General features: G+C 49.0%; 13 protein-coding genes. 3 read left to right on the forward strand and 10 right to left on the reverse strand.

The genetic code is table 11. From position 1 onward, the window contains the following. Window positions 1-408: 408 nt before the first annotated feature. A complete protein-coding gene (locus ACYVJM_RS10785) occupies window positions 409-1,149 on the reverse strand; it encodes a beta propeller repeat protein (protein ID WP_461148231.1) in 741 nt (246 codons plus the stop codon). Between the two features lie 470 nt (window positions 1,150-1,619). Next, the gene (locus ACYVJM_RS10790) at window positions 1,620-4,055 is read right to left on the reverse strand and encodes a putative Ig domain-containing protein (protein WP_461148232.1); all 2,436 of its coding nucleotides are present in this window, start codon (window positions 4,053-4,055) and stop codon (window positions 1,620-1,622) included. 1,255 nt (window positions 4,056-5,310) lie between these two features. On the opposite strand from ACYVJM_RS10790, the gene ACYVJM_RS10795 reads away from it, so the two are divergent. Continuing rightward, window positions 5,311-6,345: an acyltransferase family protein gene (locus ACYVJM_RS10795; RefSeq protein ID WP_461148233.1), complete on the forward strand. Its 1,035-nt coding sequence runs from the start codon at window positions 5,311-5,313 to the stop codon at window positions 6,343-6,345. A gap of 462 nt (window positions 6,346-6,807) precedes the next feature. On the opposite strand, the gene ACYVJM_RS10800 is transcribed toward ACYVJM_RS10795, so the two are convergent. Then, window positions 6,808-6,984 (reverse strand): hypothetical protein, encoded by a 177-nt coding sequence (locus ACYVJM_RS10800; RefSeq protein WP_461148234.1) that lies wholly within the window; start codon window positions 6,982-6,984, stop codon window positions 6,808-6,810. 561 nt (window positions 6,985-7,545) lie between these two features. Between ACYVJM_RS10800 and ACYVJM_RS10805 the strand changes: the two genes are divergently transcribed. Further along, window positions 7,546-7,908, forward strand: a complete 363-nt coding sequence (locus ACYVJM_RS10805) for a response regulator (RefSeq protein WP_461148235.1) — start codon at window positions 7,546-7,548, stop codon at window positions 7,906-7,908. Window positions 7,909-8,160: 252 nt separating this feature from the next. Here the strand turns inward: ACYVJM_RS10805 and ACYVJM_RS10810 are convergent, their stop codons facing one another. Both ACYVJM_RS10810 and ACYVJM_RS10815 read right to left on the reverse strand, forming a co-directional pair. Beyond that, entirely contained in the window at window positions 8,161-8,853 is a 693-nt protein-coding gene (locus tag ACYVJM_RS10810) for a Crp/Fnr family transcriptional regulator (RefSeq protein ID WP_461148236.1), read from the reverse strand. 20 nt (window positions 8,854-8,873) lie between these two features. Next, window positions 8,874-9,482: an HPP family protein gene (locus ACYVJM_RS10815; RefSeq protein WP_461148237.1), complete on the reverse strand. Its 609-nt coding sequence runs from the start codon at window positions 9,480-9,482 to the stop codon at window positions 8,874-8,876. A 101-nt stretch (window positions 9,483-9,583) separates the two neighbouring features. Here ACYVJM_RS10815 and ACYVJM_RS10820 point away from each other — a divergent pair, with 101 nt between their 5' ends. Further along, window positions 9,584-11,470 carry a chloride channel protein gene (locus tag ACYVJM_RS10820; RefSeq protein WP_461148238.1) on the forward strand — a complete coding sequence of 629 codons (1,887 nt, stop codon included), beginning with the start codon at window positions 9,584-9,586 and terminating at the stop codon, window positions 11,468-11,470. Window positions 11,471-11,729: 259 nt separating this feature from the next. Here ACYVJM_RS10820 and ACYVJM_RS10825 read toward each other — a convergent pair whose 3' ends face one another. From ACYVJM_RS10825 to ACYVJM_RS10845, 5 genes are all read right to left on the reverse strand, one after another. Next, window positions 11,730-12,647, reverse strand: a complete 918-nt coding sequence (locus tag ACYVJM_RS10825) for a helix-turn-helix domain-containing protein (protein ID WP_461148239.1) — start codon at window positions 12,645-12,647, stop codon at window positions 11,730-11,732. Continuing rightward, window positions 12,634-13,623 carry an NADP-dependent oxidoreductase gene (locus tag ACYVJM_RS10830; RefSeq protein WP_461148240.1) on the reverse strand — a complete coding sequence of 330 codons (990 nt, stop codon included), beginning with the start codon at window positions 13,621-13,623 and terminating at the stop codon, window positions 12,634-12,636. The genes ACYVJM_RS10825 and ACYVJM_RS10830 overlap by 14 nt, the downstream gene beginning before the upstream one ends. 381 nt (window positions 13,624-14,004) lie before the next feature. Continuing rightward, window positions 14,005-15,378 (reverse strand): PhoPQ-activated pathogenicity-related family protein, encoded by a 1,374-nt coding sequence (locus tag ACYVJM_RS10835; protein ID WP_461148241.1) that lies wholly within the window; start codon window positions 15,376-15,378, stop codon window positions 14,005-14,007. Window positions 15,379-15,455: 77 nt separating this feature from the next. After that, entirely contained in the window at window positions 15,456-16,727 is a 1,272-nt protein-coding gene (locus ACYVJM_RS10840; RefSeq protein WP_461148242.1) for a hypothetical protein, read from the reverse strand. Between the two features lie 106 nt (window positions 16,728-16,833). Further along, window positions 16,834-18,477 (reverse strand): SusD/RagB family nutrient-binding outer membrane lipoprotein, encoded by a 1,644-nt coding sequence (locus ACYVJM_RS10845; RefSeq protein ID WP_461148243.1) that lies wholly within the window; start codon window positions 18,475-18,477, stop codon window positions 16,834-16,836. Window positions 18,478-18,492: the final 15 nt, after the last annotated feature.

The raw sequence follows: 18,492 nt of genomic DNA on the forward strand, positions 1-18,492 counted from the left end.
TTGGTCTAGTAGGGCTCAAGTGATGGTAACGACTGGAAGACGGCTGACTCATCAGGCATTCGGTGTGAGGAGTCAGCAGGTCATACTGAAAACCCTGTACCGATAAGTATAAAAAATTCGAATAGAGAAAACTTATAGTTACATTTATAATTATTTCTAGAGGAATGACTCTTTCTAGAATATGGATCAATGCCAACAGCCGACTTCTTCTGGGAGTTGGCTGTTTTGCTTACCAAAGACACACGCTAAGCAGGTGGGTTAATCGCTGGTGGCACTTAGATTTGAAAATGGGGCTTACTGGGTTTTAGCTCGTCGAACTAATTCTTTTGGCTTACAGGCACGCCGTGCGATCCCAAAAAGAGCCTGTTCTGCGCTCGATTGCCCGACGTTTAACACAGTTCATCAAAGCTATGGCAAGGGACGCTTGGAAATATAGACCACACCCCGCCCCTGCTTGCTATTACAGAATGAAAAGCTCTCCCCAGAATGCCCTCGACCGCAGACCGCGTCCGTACCCGCAATGTATAATCGTTGTTGATCGTCCAGATACAAGCTTTGTAGTTGATGAAGCTGAGGCAAATCGATACGACGACCATCTGAGGTAATAATGCCTGGTGTTTCAAAGATGCCCGTTGTCGCTGTTGGACCGTCCAGAAAGACTTGATTAATCGTGTAGCTTATGCCATTACTGGCCAGTACGGGATTAATTGGAAAGGGGGCGGTTGTTAAAGGGCTAGGAATGTCAAAAATACGATTTCGCCCCATGTAGGATTGCCACGTCATTCCATCATCAACACTGAAATGCTCAGCTGATGCTAAAGCTCGATACCCAACTAAGGTGGTCATCGTAAATAAAGTATCTTGATTCTGAACAATACCAAATATGCCGATTGATTGCGGAGGAAGCACTTCTTGCCAATGATTACCTTTATCAATTGATCGAAAAACAGCGCGACTTGTGGAGATCAGTAACGTTTTGTCCCAATTTCCCCATACGCCTACAATTTCTTTATCAATAGGGGCCTTTATCGTATACCAGTCCGGGTATTCGGCTAGCACGGTATCTGGCTTAGGAGCGACGCTATCAGATTGAGCCTTTTTACAAGACAAGGCGAGTAGCAGCAGGCCGCAGTAGAGCAAAGTTTTCATGGTTGTTGAGTCTTGAATTGACTGCTTTCAAAAGGTAATAACCGCGGCTTTTACTCTTTACTATAACCAACTGCCAAGTTGCTAATCTACAACTATTCCTTTAATCTAATGAAAGGCTGTCCCCTTGCCTTTCCACAGCGCAATCGGGCCGCTGCGTAGGACTCCTGTAGGTGTTAAACTTTATACTATTCTCCATTTGTGGACAAGTAAAATCATCCTTGTCTCTTGTAGGAGGGTTTACCGAGAATCTGTTGAAAGAGGTAAGATGATGTTTTGCGGGCCATCCAAAGGTACTGTGCATCCAGTAAGGCCCTTTTCAGAAAACAGATACATGGGCCTTCTTTTAAGGGCTAGCCTTTATTAATACTATATTTTAACGATCTGTCAATCTTAGTTCGTCTCCTAAGCCCAAGCGCCCACCTGGAATTCCAGGTGGGCGCTTGGGCTTAGGAGACTGATTGAGTAAGGGCTTACTGCTTCAGGATCTTCACCGTCTGGCTGCGTGTCGGCGTGCTTACCCGCAACAGCAGCACACCAGCCCCCTGACTGTCGATGCGCATCGTCTGGTGCTCCAGGGAGAGCGCCTGCTGAACCTGCTGCGTCTGCACACACCGGCCGCTTCCGTCAAGCAGCTCATAGTGGAGGGACTTGCCCTGGGCTCCGCTGACTTCGACCACCACCTCGCTACCCGTCACCGGGTTGCCCAGCACCCGCACCTGCCAACCACCCTCTACAGAGGGCTCCCCCCGACCGGCAGCCAGTCGAGCTGCTCCCGCATTGGTCACGACAAAGGAGACGCGTCGGGGTAGACCGGCCGCATCCGTACCCCCCGCTCCCGAGTAGGGCGTGGCAACCAGCGTGTAAGAACCCACCTCAGGCGTCCAGCTGGCATAATCCCCCTGATTATCAGTAAACAAGGCGTAGGGGGCTACCGTTTCTACATGCCGACGCGTCTGCCGACCACTTAGCTCAAAGACCACCGAGCCAACCACGGCAGGCTCCGTAATGGCCTGAATGTTCAGATTACGGGTGGGCAGACTCGAGAGGTCCACCTCCTGCCCATCGGTCAACTCCCGGATAGATTGATCGGTGTCGGCGTTGATGAGCCAGAAGCGGGTCAACGGTTGACTGTCCGGCTGGTTCACTACCGTGAAAGCTACGGTAAGTGCGGTACCAACGGCCCCGGTAGCATTCGCCCCGGCATAAGATGTAGCCGTCAGGCTATAGCTACCCACAACCGGCGTCCAGGCATTGTAATTGCCAGCGTTGTCCCCAAACAGAGCGTAGGGAGCCACCCCTTCCACGACCTGATAGCTCTGCTGGCCACTCAGGTTGAAGGAGACCGAGCCTACTACAGTAGGCTCGGTGGCGGCCTGGATGTTGAGGTTGCGGGTGGGTAGCGTGGAGAGGTTGAGCTGGGTACCAGCGGTCAACTCCTGAATGGGTTGATCGGTATCGGCGTTGATGAGCCAGAAGCGGGTCATCTGTTGACTATCCGGCTGGTTCACTACCGTGAAAGCCACGGTAAGTGCGGTGCCAACGGCCCCGGTAGCATTCCCCCCGGCATAGGGTGTAGCCGTCAGGCTATAGCTACCCACAACCGGCGTCCAGGCATTATAATTGCCAGCGTTGTCCCCAAACAGAGCATAGGGCGCTGCGGTCTCCGTCTGCGTTTGGTTTTGCGACCCGCTCAAAACGACGACCACCGAGCCCACCGTGGCCGGATTCGTGTTGGCGCGGATGTTCAGGTTACGCGTGGGAAGAGTAGCCAGGTTAAGCTGCTCTCCAGGGGTCAGTAGTTTAATTTCCTGCTCAGTGTCGGCGTTCATCAGACTGAAACTTACCACCGACTGCGGGCTGCCCGTCGCCGAATTGACCGTCAGCGTCAGCTCATCCGACACCTGACCACCCCGACCGTCGCTGGCCGTTACCCGGATGGCTAGTGAGGTAGCGCTGGGCGGGGTACCACTGAAGGTCCGGCTGCTTCCATTAAACTGGAGCCATGAAGGTAGAGAACTCCCATCCGACAGACTCGCCGAGTAGCTTAAGGCGTCACCATCCGGATCACTGAAGGCAGTTGCGGAAAATGTGTAGTTGAAACCCGTACCCACCTGAGCCGTCTGATCGGCTAGCGGGCTGGCAACCACCGGCGGGCGGTTGGCAACCGGTGGGGTGCCCGAACAGGTCGTTTCCCCCGTCGACAGCGACTGAGCCGTCGAATAATTTACCGACGAGTGGTACAGCACCAGACGATCGATCAGGTGATTCGCCGACCGAGACGATATCTGGAGCTTATACACACCCGGTGTGCTGAACTCAACAATCACGGAGTGCGGGTCGTTGTCGCTGACGAAGCTGCTCCAGGCCCAATCCTGAACACCCGCGTTGAAGTACACTTTGAACCAGCCGTCGGCCCCCGCCCCGTTAGGGTTGGGCGTCTTTCCGCTGCCATAGGGGTACACTTTGCGGGTGCCTTGTTCCCCGTAGAAATCACTTGCGTCGGGGAAGCGCAGCCAGGTGTCGTTGTGATCGGTGAGCACCGTGCCTTTACCCACCTGGTTGCGCCACTGGAAAGTATACTTACCTACCTTGTTGATCTTGATAGTGGTTTCGACGAGACCGGTGCCGGGTTGGGAAAAGTTATCGGCATTGACCCACTCGATGTAACCGTTGCCGGTGTAGCGTGGGGCGGTCGTTTTTTTCTGCCAGCCCGAAGGCAGGTTGAGGTTTTCGGCTTCAATGACGACTAAGCCATCCCTCTCTTCATACGGAGCCGGGCAGTCCGCCAGTTGAGAACTGCCTACCCGGGCCGATGAGCTGGTATTGGAAGTAACCGTTTTAGCCGTAACTGATAACCAGACGCCAAACAAAGTCAAAAGAGTTGAATAAAGGAAACGATGAGTCATGCGTGCTATGCTTATAAAGTGAATAAAATGTAGTTTTAAGCTCCAAGTAGTTAACACAAATCTGCTTTTATTGCCATATAAGAGGATTAATAGACTATGAAATAGGTATTACACAAAATTTTATCCTTTTAACCGCTTTTTAATGACATCTGTTTGGTAACTATTTAATAATTATATACTCAACTGTTACATACAAAAGTAGTGCACCGCACAGGCGGCTACCGTGGCGCGTGCCTGACCGTTATACAGGCTACCCAGGTGAAACAAACTGTGCCTTTTACCCCCATTTACCGAAAGCAGATTAACCTAACTTAGAATCACTCGATCAAGTACCGGTTTGTAAGAGCCGTCAAACGCCATCAGAAGCATAGCATCTGTACTTCTCGTAGTGAACTGGGCATTTCGGTAGGGTTAACCAGCGAATTCCGGATTTCACAGGCTGGTGATTTCACCTTAGATGGACCGCCCGATAGTGGACAAGATAACTACTCAAGATCTTGCCATTACGCTTAAAAGCTGTTGTTGGATCGGTGACCACCGCGCAGTTCCCCGCCAGGCCGCGGTTAGTTTGCTACGAAATCGACCACTGCGGTTGACCGCTGGTCAATGGTCCTGAAATCGCCACTATAAATCGTCTATTTAATTAAAAAAAGGTGGAATTGGGCACCGGATTGGAAAGATTGGTCTACAATCCTGAACGCGACTATCGTTACGCACTAAACTGCTTACAGCTTTGCAGGAGTTACTTATCTACGACAATTATATAGTTAAATGTAGGTAAATATGATTATTACTAAACTCAATACCTTATTCAACCTTTTTAATAAACTACAATAAACTAATTTGAAAAATACACTTTTTAGAATAAAAAAATTAGTTAAAAAAAAGGGTGTTTCTACCCTAAAAAATATACGGTTTAAATAACTTCTTGCTGCCCGTTAACAAGTGAAACTTTTTCAATACGTTATGTCCAGTTGGTTGTGAATAGCGTTAGAGGGCGATAAAATTCAATACTGAGAAAAAACCATCGGAAAACGGAAGTCTATATCCATCCATTTGCCAATCTAAATTTTACCTTTTAAAGATTGTTTATGAAAAGTGGGCTTAAGACAAAAAAGGTTTCTAATGTTATAGTTCACTTAACATTTATTTAAAGAGTATGCCATAGTCAAGACTTAACAGTTTAATACCTCTCAGACGGATTACATTACTTGTAAAATTTATTCAATTCACTCCACCACTATTCAGTCAAATAATGAATGTACTAGAAAAAAGTCCTGCAATTGTCCATCGGTCAGCAGGCGCCGACATCTTAAAAGCATGGTCAATTTTTGCCGTAGTTTTCATACATGGCTCATCTCTAATACCTTATCCACCCTCATTTGTAAACGCTACCACAATCGTATTTCGTTTCTGCGTACCTATTTTTATCTTCTTTTGGGCTTACTTTTCTGAAAGGTCTATTATCAGAAAAGGAAATCCGGGATTATACTTGAGCAAGCGGTTTAATAAGCTTTTAATTCCTTTTCTATTTTGGTCTACTATCTATTTTTTTCTTAATGCAGATTTTAAAATTTTGACATTTACCAAAGCTTTAACGATGCATTGGTTGGGATACGGATGGAGCGGGCAATATTATTTTATTATCCTTTTCCAGTTAATTCTGGCCTATATTGGTATTCGTTACTTTAAAAAATACTTTGTAAACCATCCTGGTATAATAATTTTATTATCAATCTTATTTTACAGTCTTCTAACCTATTCTTCTTTCTTAACAATAGGATCAATTACCAAGATAGGCGATCGCCTGTTTATCTATTGGTTACCTTACCTTTTACTTGGAATAACCTATGCTGCCCGTGGTTTTTCTAAAAAACTGTTTCTCCCGTTAATTTTGGGACTTTTGACACCTCTTCTTATTCCGTTGGAAGTTTATTTATCTCATCAAGGAACTGAGCCTCAATTTGTTTATATGTTGCCAAGCGTATTTATTGCATCGCTGTTGCTGGTGTACGTCTTTATGAATAGTGAATTAAATTTTAATGTATCGAATTCATCTACAAGTTTTCTTATTAACATCATATCAAAAAATACAATGGGAATTTTTTGCTTAAACCCATTAGTGGTAGCAACATTGTCAGCCATATTACCATCACTACACACGCCATTAACTTTTTGGGGCTCTTTTATTATCCTTCCTTTTCTATCTACTTTTCTGGCAATGAGCGCCTGTCTTCTCATTATTTATCTGCTAAAACGGATAAATCTGGGTGTCTTGGTAGACAACTAATTTAATAAGAAAAGTACAGTAAGGCTACCTTCTTGTTTAAAAATTAACGCAACAATAGGCTCCTATTAATTGAATAAATATCGAAATATATTCCCTAAATCAACGAAGTCTTTTATTTGAAACAATACTAACCATTCGAGAATTTACAGCCACGGCATTACGGTTTTCGAATGGTTAATATTGGTCCACGGTAAGATGGATAAACGCTCGTATATCTGACCCGTTACTGAATTGCTTCGTCGCGTAATTAACTCTTGAACTCGAGTGAAATTTTTTAAGTATTATTACTCATTTACATTATGTGCTCATGTAGAGCTTATGATTGGACGGCAAGGCACCCCACCCGTATGATTCTATTGGACTCTTTCGCCCATTTCAAGAAAGTTATCGAGTCTCCTGCGATCAATGGGCCGCGTAGGTGTGTTGATAAAGTTTTACAAAGAACTCCAAACCATTCACCATTTAGCGACGCAGATAATGCCCGCTTCGCTCCAGACTGAGGCCATTCTGATCAATAATGCCCCGGTCGGCAGAGACTTTGACAATACCCATTGATATGCTGATCATTTGCAGTGGGCCAATTATCTTCGCTCCACCCTGCTTCGGTATGATCGCCGATCTTCCAAACCAATCGATCATGGGTCCAGCCAATTAGCCGATAAGTCATTTGTACACTTATGGCACAATAATAAGTCTTGCCCTGATAGATAATAGGTGGCTTGGTGGAACGGCCAACTGGCTGTGAACCGGAAAAATAATGCGATTCAATCATCTGGCTTATTTCGTGTTGAAGTTTACTGGAGGGAGGTGGGGTATTATCTTTACAAGCTGTAAGGGTTACCACTTGCAGAATGATCTGCTAAAAGCAAGAAGGCCATTTCAATGTTGTATTTATACGCAAAACATGTTCTGTCGGTGAATTGGCTTAGCTTGAACTTTCCACCAGCGTTTGCGGAGTGGCCTGGTTTAACTGGCTATCCTACGCCAATCGCAACCGGTGTAGGACTATCCCAAAAAATGGCGCATGCCTACCTTTCGCCTGAGGTCTCTCTAAAGATAAAACGTTGTCATCTACCGGCCCTGGCTGATCAATAATTAGCTGTAACTATATAGGTTTTATATACATATTTATTATTATTGCATAATTATTTAGAAAACATTTTGGTGGAAAAATACACGATACGTAAGCATGTTCTTTTCGTGGATGATGACCCATCGATTCGACTCCTTGTTCAGCACGGTCTGAAGAGACACTTTGATTTGACGATCTGCTCAAATGGACTGGAAGCCTTGGAATGGTTTCAAGAGGGGAATCAGTTGGATATCATCGTAACGGATTTAAATATGCCTTCACTTACGGGTCAGGACTTAATTAAACGAATCCGCAGTTCGGCAAGAGGCCAACACATCCCTATTATTGTCGTATCCGGCGCCACGGAAAGTACAGTACGCGCTACTTGTCGGGAGTTGGGAGCCAATGAGTTCATCAGCAAACCCTTCCTGATGAAGGAGCTACTCATGCGCATTAACGATCACCTTCACTCCGTCGACCAAGCCCCCTAGGTGAAGGATAGTTATTAAGAGCTATTAGCAATACATAGTTTACCGAAACGGCCCGGTTTTAAGAAGCGGACATATGAAATCCCTTTGTCTCATATGGGAGGGTAAAGAGAGACATTGACTTTTAACATCTGTCAAACACCATCAGTCGCCTTTGTAGTCTAAAAGCACTAAAACCAGCTTATCGACGAACCGTCGATGCCGCTACCTTCCTGACAAGAGGTCGTACAGCCGGGATTAGGCCGACTTCGCCGATTAGTGATTGACATAGGTAAGAACGGTTAGTGTTGCTTCGTCCAGAATGGTCAGGCCTTTGTCAGTCTGCTGAATCAATTTATCCGCTTTTAGCTGGTTGAGCATTCGAAAGAAAGTCTCGTAAGTTGTCCCCGCAAACGAGGCCATATCCTGCCGGGAAAGAGCCATGTTTATCCGGCCCGTTTCATCCGTACCAAATTTCCGATGCAACATCAGCAATGTTTCGGCAACCCGTCCCTTCACCTCCATCAGGGCCAGATTACGCATCCGTTTTTCAGCTTCCTGCAACGCATTGGCATAAAATTTCATCAGTTCGTACGTGAGTTGATGATTGGATTGAAGAGAGAGGTTAAAAAAGGGCATTGGAAGAAAGCAGATGGTAACATCGTCCAAAGCCGTTGCCGTAATAGGCAGAATCTGATCATTGCCCAGTGCCCGATAGCCGATCATTTCTCCCTGACGGGCAAAGTTTAGAATAAGTTCTTTTTGCGGACCCCATGCCTGATGTATTTTCACCGTACCCGCATACACAAAATAGACCCCGGCTACCTGACTCCCCTCGGAAAAGATTACCTCTTTCTTTTTAAAGAACAACATTTGGCGGTTACTGCCGATCAGCGGTCGCCAACCGGCCTGGCTGTGTTTACAGAGTAGGCAAGTGCTTAAATCACAGGATATTTTTTGACTTTTCATGGGCTGGTTCGTATGCGGGATCAAGTAGTCGAATCGGCCGAACGACGCCGTTTATACCGCCTACGGTACCTCGAAAAACGGATTGGCTGACTGGGGTAAGACCGATTCTGAGGGATATTGTTAACGATCAGGGCAATACTAAGCAGAATCAGCACGCCAGTCAATACGGGCGTTACTACATAATGAAAGCCTAAGCCTTTAATTTTTTCTGAGCCAATATTGGCGATCAGGGCTGTAGCACCTGCCGGGGGGTGCATGGTTTTGGTGATTTGCATCCCTACAATGGCCAGCGAAACAGACAGAGCCGCCGATAGCCAGAGCTGATCAGGACATAGTTTACAAACACTTACCCCAATGACCGAAGCCAGCAAATGCCCGCCCACTACATTGCGAGGCTGAGCCAACGGGCTATGAGTTGCTCCAAAGATCAACACGCACGAGGCCCCGAATGATCCAATCAGGAATACACTATCCTGCTCAACCAACTTCGAGTCGTTTATTAAGCCTATCGAAGCAATAGCCGTAAAAGCGCCCAGGAACGTCCAGAAATGATCGGCGGGTGCCAACAGGGTCTGTCGGTATATAACATACCGAGCAATCCGGTAATGTCTCCGAATAACAACTTTCATTACGTAATCTTAAAAATGATTTAAATCATAAATTTAGTTTATTTTTTAACTAATTTACCATAAAAATATGACATGTATCATATTTTACCTTATTTACGCTGATGCATCCATCTTCTTCTGGAGCCGGGCCAATCCCGATTTCAACATCATTAAAGCAGGTTATCGCCGAATCGTCAGAGAGCGGTCGTCCTACTGCATCAAAAAGACGAATTCTGATTGTCGCAATGCTGGCCGTAGGCCTGGCCGCCGGTATAGCACTGATTGCCAGAGCACTGGTTAATCTTATCAATCTGGTCTCCAATATTTCTTTTTTTGGTCGCTTGTCCCTTGCCGAGAGTAACCCGGCCGAAAACACGCTGGGTTTGTGGGTAATTGGCTTACCGGTAGTAGGCGGGTTAGCAGTAGGCCTGATGGCTTTCTTCGGGAGCAAAGCCATTCGGGGACATGGGATTCCCGAAGCGATGGAGCAGATTTTAACCAACAAAAGTCGAATCAAGCCAATCATCACTTTTTTAAAGCCCCTCTCAGCGGCCATCTCGATTGGGACGGGTGGCCCCTTCGGTGCTGAGGGGCCCATTATTGCGACAGGTGGCGCTCTGGGGTCTACACTTGGCCAGATGATGACCATCAGCGATACTGAGCGGAAAACACTGCTGGCGGCAGGTGCTACGGCCGGAATGGCCACCATCTTTGGCACTCCTCTGGCGGCCATCTTCCTGGCCATTGAGCTCTTGTTGTTCGAGTTCTCAACCCGATCGATCATTCCCGTGGCACTGGCCTGCATAACGGGAGCTGCGGGTCATCATCTGCTGTTTGGTACAGGCCCGGTCTTTGCCATGTCCAACCCAATCCCCAAAGCGAGCAATGCAGCTTTATTAGCCTATAGTGCTCTTGGTCTGCTGATTGGGGGGCTGTCGGTCGTCATAACCAAGCTGGTCTATTTTATTGAAGATGGCTTCGAAAAGTTGCCTCTTCACTGGATGTGGTGGCCTGCACTGGGCGGACTGGCGGTAGGGCTTATCGGGTATATTTCCCCTGATACCTTGGGGGTTGGTTACCGCAACATCGGCGACCTCTTGTCGGGGTCAATGCCCGTGTCCCTTATAGTATCATTGTGTTTGTTCAAACTTCTTTCGTGGTCCATTTCGCTGGGTAGCGGCACATCGGGCGGCACGCTGGCTCCCCTGCTGACCATTGGTGGTGCCCTGGGTGCGCTGGCGGGGCATGCGCTGGTATTGTTATTTCCCACGCTGGATATCAATTTGCCCCTGGCCGCACTGGTTGGTATGTCAGCGCTGTTTGCCGGGGCCAGCCGGGCGGTGTTAACGTCCATTGTGTTTGCTCTGGAAACAACGTTGCAGGCCAACAGTCTGCTGCCCCTGCTGGCTGCCTGTACGGGCTCGTACAGCATCTCATTTCTGCTGATGGAGAATACCATCATGACCGAGAAAATAGCCCGGCGGGGCACTAAAACACCCAACTCCTACGAACCCGACTGGTTGGAAAAATGGACCGTCGGGGAGGTGGCTACCCCTTGCGATGTCTTCCTGCCCGACCAGAGTACGCTGCCTGAGGTCTATCAACACCTTCGGGAAACGGGCACTGGAAGCCAGCGGTTTGTGGTACTGAATAAAGATCACCACCCCCGTGGCATCGTGAGTTTGACCACTCTCATCGCCTACCCCGATCAAACGGCTCCCCTGCATGTTGTGCTGGCGGCTAATCAGTACCCGTCTATTTCGCCCAACAGTTCACTGAAAGCGGCCATTGATCTGCTGACCAGCCAGCAGGTCGATATGCTAGCCGTTGTAGCGGCCGATGAGCCGGCCATCCGTATACTCGACTACACCAATTTGTTTTCGGCTTATCATAGGGGATTGCATGAAGACACGAATCGGGAAAAACACATTTCGGTCAGAAGTGCCCTGCGAAAACGATTTGCCTGGTATAAAAGGCGTAATTGGTATATAAAGAAACCGTTTGTCTAACGTTTCATGGACGACAGCCCGTTTGGTGCACCCTGAATTGCCTATTCTTATCGTGCCCCTTTATTTTTCAGACTTATGCCAGAAATAGTGATTGACAGTTACTCAAGCAGGTCGTCCAACTAAACGCCCATTTTGGAAGCAGGTAACTGAACGCGATCCTTTGTCTCATGCAGGAACGTTTGGTAAGATTAGGCAATCAACATCACTAACTTAAAATGGTTGCCTAACCGGGCCCGGTAACGTTGTAACCGACCCTAACTTAATGAAACGAAGCTCTAAACGCCAGAGGTGACTGGTTCGTTTTTGTTTTGAACAGCTTACTAAATGATTGTACATGTTCAAAGCCCAATTCGTAAGCAATTTCACTGATAGTCAACTCGCTGGTTGATAGCTTCTCTTTGGCTCTCTCGATCAGCTTTTCGTGAATATGCTGCTGGGTGTTTTGTCCGGTCAGCACTTTTAGCGTACGGCTTAAATATTTGGGGGACACGTTTAACATTTCAGCGATATAGCTCACCGTTGGCAGTCCTTTTGCCACTAAATCGCCATTATCAAAATAAGCATTTACTATTTTCTCCAACCGTTCCAGTAATTGATGACTGGATTTCTCGCGGGTAATAAACTGCCGATGGTAAAACCGGTCGGCATAAGTAAGCAGGGTTTCAAGGTGAGAAATAATAATGGGTTTACTAAACGTATCGATCGTTGACTGGTACTCCTGCTGAATCGTCTTAAGGATGCCCACCAGCAAAGCCTCTTCTTTTTGGGAGAGAAACAAAGCTTCGTTGGCCGAGTAATCCCAAAAGTCATTGTGTTTAATGGTTGTTGCCAGGGGGGTGTTCCATAGAAAATCCGGATGGATGAGCAGCATCCATCCGGATTGATTGAGTTGAGTAATCTGTTTATCGATCGAGAGGCTTAATACCTGGTTAGGTGCTATAAAGGTCAAAATACCCTCGTCATGGTCATAGGTTTGCTGCCCGTACTTCAATTTAACTTCATGGGCATTGACCACCCGTTTAAGAGCAATGCAATAAAAATCACAAACCCAGGTGACCGGTTCAAGCAGGTTTAGACCATCAACGGACGCCAATTCAAGCACACTGATCAAGGGGTGCTCCGGTTTGGGCAACTGCCTGAACTGCAGAAATTCACTGATGGTGTTAAACCGCTTCATGGGGTTCGCTTTCCTTTCTTATCTCAAGAACAATTTTGCCCCGCACGTGTTTGGTCTCACTTTGGCGATGGGCCTCTGCCACTTGTTGCAACGGGTATACCTTGCTCACCACCGCTCTTACTTTACCCTCATTAATTAGCTGGGTGGTACCGCTCAGTGATGAGGTATAGGTTATACTACCACCGCCAACCAACGTCCCGGTGGCGTTCTTTTGAGTGAGTGCGGTCAAAAAGTCGTCCGTAAGGGGTTGGTCCAGTTGCGTACAGACATAGATACCTCCCTCCTTTAGAACCTCAACCGACCTCAGCCGGATGCTCCCGTCGCGAACAGGCGACGCGTTGAATACGAGGTCTATATCGCTCAGCAGCTCCTCAAAACGCTCGGTAGTGTAATTGATCACCTGGTCGGCACCCAGCTCTTTCAGAAAATCAACGTTGTGGGCAGATGCGGTTCCGATCACGTAGCCACCCATTGCTTTAGCAAACTGCACCGCCAGATTGCCTACCCCACCGGCTGCCCCATGAATCAGTACCCGCTGTCCGGGTTGTATCTTACCCAACTCCACGATACCATTCCAGGCAATAAGGGCACAGGAAGGAAGGGCGCCGGCTTCGTTAAAGGTTATATGATGGGGCATTAATGAAAACTGACTTGCTTTGGCGGCAATGTACTCCGCATAACTGCCATCACCGGGAAAATTTGGCACGCCATAGACTTTATCACCCTTTTTAAAACCAGTTACCTGATTACCCGTTTCCTCTACAATACCTGCAGCATCCAGACCCAGGCCCAACGGTAAGGTCAGGAAAGACCGCATCAGCTCATTTCCGCCTTCACGAAAAATGTAATCGGCGGGGTTCACGCTGCTGGCGTATACCTTCACTAAAATCTCATCAGGAGCCGGAACGGGGCGTTCTATTTCGGCCAGTCTCATTACTTCGGGACCACCAAACTCATACACTCGAATCGCTTTCATAGTTCTGTTTTTGTTCATGCAAAGGTCTGCATGAAGGTCAAAACAGATTTAGCCGAAATGCACTTTCGCTTAGTCGAAACGCCTGTAAGTTTCACAGAGTTAGGACGGAGCTCAACGGGTCAGGTGTTTCAGACATGATCTTTACGGCCGGATATGACCCGCTGCTCGAATCATTTCTTACTGTGATGCTCAACGTTAGTACGAATGAAACGCCCAATTTAAGGGCCCATGAAGGTAGCTATCTCCATCTCACGCAGGAGCGTTTGCGGAGACGCTGGTTTTTATTATCTGTCAAACGCCATCCGTCGCATGCGCAACCTGAATCTAACTTCAGCGGCTAAAATTCGGGCTGACCAGTTTTGAGAGCCGGTGGTAAAGTCATTAATTCAGGAAAATCTCGTCGTTGTCGGTCACGAACATCCGGGTGCTTTCCGTATAGGTGCCGCCCGTCGGGGATTTGTACTTCAGATCAACGTAGAACGCCCGGAAACCCGATGCCGGATACATGTCGGTTAGTGTTACAACCCCTTTATTTTTAACGCCCAGGCTTTTGCTTTCCCATTTCTCATCCTGAAAAACCATATCCGTTGAATTGGCCGACCAGATGACAGCGTCCTCGAGCAGATCGGCGGTTGCTTTTACGGTCAGGTTTACTCCTGTTTTTGTCGTCGAAACGGTCCACTGGCAGGCTGGGTAGGGTTGCCGGTTCAGGGTAGTTCCGAAGAACGCGTTCAGGGCTTCCAGCGCCTGCCGTTTGTCGCCCAGATCGTGCCCCACGTTGGGAACGTAATGAATGCGATTCTCGCCCGGTATCTGACCAATGTAATGTTTTACCGCATCGACCGTCCAGTACTCATCGTTGGTGCCCATAATGAGCATTTTCGGCATGGTTAGTTTTTTACGGTACGAGTAAGGGTCGATCATCTGGTTGATAGCCGCCCCTTCCTTGCTGTGTACTGTTTGCGGAATACCAATTTTCACATAGTCTTCGATCTGTTCGCTGTACTTGTTCCAGACTTTCATCTGGTAATCCAGATTGACGGGCATGTTCAAAATATCGATCACCATGGGCGCAATGGCTGCCACCCGTTTGTCGCTCGCACCCGTCAGCCAGGTTGTCCAGCCCCGTTTGGACGCTCCCGACACAACGAAGCGGTTAACGTCTTTGTGCAGTGTCTGTTTAGCTAGTTCCTGCACGGCGTCCATAGCCCGAACGGCGCTCTTCGTCATCGGAAACAGCAGCGGCCAGGAGTAATCCCCGTCTTTTTTGAACTGATGCAGGGTGTAGGAAATCAGGGCATCTTCCGTCAGGTTATCGTACAGCGGCTGGTTGGGTGTTTGCCGAAGTACGGCCACAATGGCCTTATTTTTCGTAGCCAGCGTGCTCATGGCCCGGTTAAAGCCATCCTCGCGACCGTTCCATCTGGGTTCGCCTTCTTTAAGCGAACCGCCCGTGATGAACAGCAAAGCCCCGTCCTGATTGACTTCTTTCGGCACCATTACAGTTAATTGGTGCTTCCAGAGGTGTTCACGCCATTTTTGGGAGGTGAGCATCACTTCGTAGGCCGTAATATCGCCATAGGTGTACGTATCTTTCACTTCCCACTTAAACGACTGGTCGCCGTTTTTGAGATAGCTTTCCAGGGCAGTGGCCGGGGTAATGCCATCGGCGGGTTCGGGCAGGTCGAAGGAAAAAAGTGCGCTGACACCAAGGAGACCGGCGAGGGCAAGGGTTTTGAATCGATTTAGTTTCATGGAGTAAAAGGGTCTCCCGCTCCTTTTCAGAAGCGGGAGACAGGGTTTAGGAAAGTAGTCAGTACAGGGTATTTACGCTATTTATAGTCATCTGCCTTTGGTGAGCCGGCAATTAATTTCAGGGCTTCGTCCATGTAAATCTCAGCCGTGTTTTCGCCCAGACTAGTCCGGCTGATGTACTCGTACCGTTTAAAACTATTGAAGTCTACTTTCGTGAGCATATACCCGAAGGCATCGTTCGTCAGTCCGAACAACAGAGGCACATGAGCGTGCATGTGGCGCTTCAGGTAGTACCCGATGTTCGGCAGGGCTTCGCCGGGGATGGTCAGTACCTGTGCGCTGCCAATAGTAAGGAGATTGACCTGCGTCATCACCTTATCCCCGGCGGCCACAGGATACGTCAACGGTGAGTTCTTGACGATGTACTTCATCACCTCCGACTCGATAGGAAATGTAATGTTACGGGTGGTACAGAATAAGGTAGGGTTCGATTGCGGAGCCGCAGGGGTGATAATGCGCAGGGCTTCGTCGGCCAGCAGCTCGCCAATGCGGGTGCATTCCTCCCAGGTGTTGGCTTCCTTACCACCCTCCCGCCGGTTGTCGGCCGTGACCATGCCGCCCTGAGCGCCGTTCATGAACAGGGCCACGCCCCCCGCTTTCGACTCGATTCGCTGACAAAGCGGACCACATAAATCCGGACTGAGAATTCCCCGGTCCGAGCCGATCACCTCCGGGTGAATGGCGTAGTTCACCAGCGTTACAATGGGCTTCCCGGCGGTTGAGCCGGATGTGCCTACGGCCTGAATAACCCCGCAGCGAGGATCATACAGCGCCGGAGCGTAATAGTTGTAGGCAATTTGCCCTTTGGCATCGCCAACGGCAATTTTCAAGGTGGCCGGACTGGCCGTTGCCAGCGCTTCATTGACGGCATCGGCAATGGCGTGTACGCATTTATCCAGATACGGAAGATCGGCAAACGACTCCCCCTTTTCGTTTGGGAAGCCATAAGCATCAGGGCCACTGTGGGTGTGGGTAGCACCGATCAGGATATTTTCGGGAGGGATTCCCTTGATGAGCGCCCTCGATTTATTGCCCAATACCGACGGCCAGCCCAGGTTATCGACGCTGACGATGGCAATGCGTGTGCCGCCCCGTTCAAAAACGCAGGCCCTGACAAACAACTCCCCTTTTGCCTCAACTGCTTTTTTGGGCGTGCCAATTCCGCCGGAAACAGGCAGCAACGGATTCGGGGTAATCAGCCTTACAGCCGCCCCCGCCTTAAAGACCTGGGCATAAACGGAAACGACCGTCAGGCCGAAACACAGAAGCGCAAAAACGATTTTTTTCATGTAGGCTAAAGCATTAGATAGTTTTTGCGGTGTCCTTATGTGGTGTCAGTTTTTCAAAGCTGATACCACATAAGGACGCCATAAAAACCACCACAAAAACAAAAATCTACCAGGGCTTACCCGTTCCCTGAACCAGCCAGGGCTTCGACCAGGCACTGTTTTTGCCGTCGGATTGAGAGTTTGTGGTTACCTCCAGTTTATCGACGGCGGCTCCGGCATTGGCTTTGTTAAGGTTCAGCTCATCCCGCATGTAATAAAACCGCAGCGGCAACGCTTTTCGTTTGGCCGCGATACCCGCCGACAGGGCCGGTAAACCCGTCCGCCGGTAGTCGAACCAGGCCTCCGTGGCGTTTGTCCAGCTTGCAATCCATTTCTGTCCGATTATCTGCGCCTGCGTACCCTCGTAAGCGACCCCTTTCTGAGCAATGAAAGCAGGGTAGCTGCTGGCAACACCCCAGGTAGTGAGCGAGGCTTTAACCCCGGCTTCGTACTGCGTTTTGGCATCTCCGGCGGCCCAGCCCTTCAGGGCAGCTTCGGCCAGGATGAACCGCACTTCAGCCGCCGACACCAGCCGGGCTTTCAGCAACGAGCCTTTAGCCTGCATGTAGATCTCGTTGAGGTACGATACGTGCGGGTTAACTGATGTCTGGCCCGGTGTTGGGTTGAAGTTATAGCCCGATGGCAGCTGCGACACACTCGGGGGAAGCCCTACGTAGTTCGGGTCGGTATCGACGGGTGTTGACCCTACTTTATCCGGCGACAGGTACCGTACGCCGTTCATGATTTTATCCGTACCGGCGGGCAACTTGGCATCGACAGACAGCGGAATTTCTACCTTTTTCGCCCAGATGGCGAGCCGTGGGTCATTGGTAGCCTGCATCGGTTTGAGCAGGGTCGAACACATCTTTATCCGGCGGTAGTTGCTGCCGCTGATATCAAATACCGTGTTCGACGGCCAGGCATCGCCCGAGTTGTTACCCACAAACGCCATGGTAGCATCGGCCGAGGCATCGTCGATAATTGGGTACTGAGCCGGATTGGCAACGATCTTCTCGATACCCGCTTTGGCCACGTCGGGTTGCTTGGCCGAAATACGCATCAAGTAGCGAAGCTTAAGGGAATTGGCCAGCTTTTGCCATTTGGTCGGATCGCCCCCGTAATACACATCGGCACTTTCCACAATACTCGAATAGGCCGTTTTGGGTTTCGACAGCAAGGTACTGGCTTTGTCCAGATCGGCCAGAATACCCGCGTAAATGGTCGCCTGCTCATCAAATTTAGGCGTAATATAATCGGCCCCGCCGGTTTCACCTTTCAGCGCATTGGTATAGGGCGCGTCGCCCCACAGATCGGTGATGAGGCCGAAGATCATGGATTTCATGACCAGCGCAACCCCCTGCTGAAACTCCATATTGAGCGTAACCGACCGCTGGTAGAGCAGGTCATTGTTGCGGAGCAGGTCGTAGTAAGGGGTCCAGCTTTGGTCGCCCCCCCAGTCGTAATCGTTGTGCCCGTTAAACCAGGCATCTTTCTGCGTGTGCTGAACCACCCCGGCAATGTCCTGAAAGCCAAGGTTTACGAACGCCTTCCCGGTCTCGGTGAGGACCGTAGGCAGAATCAGGTTCGGGTTGACCGTTTCGGGCTGAACGCCGTTGGGGTTTATATTCAACTGGCTCAGGTCTTTGCAGGAAAACAGGAAAGACACAAACAGAACCAGACAGACAGTGTTTTTTTTCAGGATATTTTTCATGGCTAACTAGTTTTG

Source organism: Spirosoma pulveris (assembly GCF_054781875.1).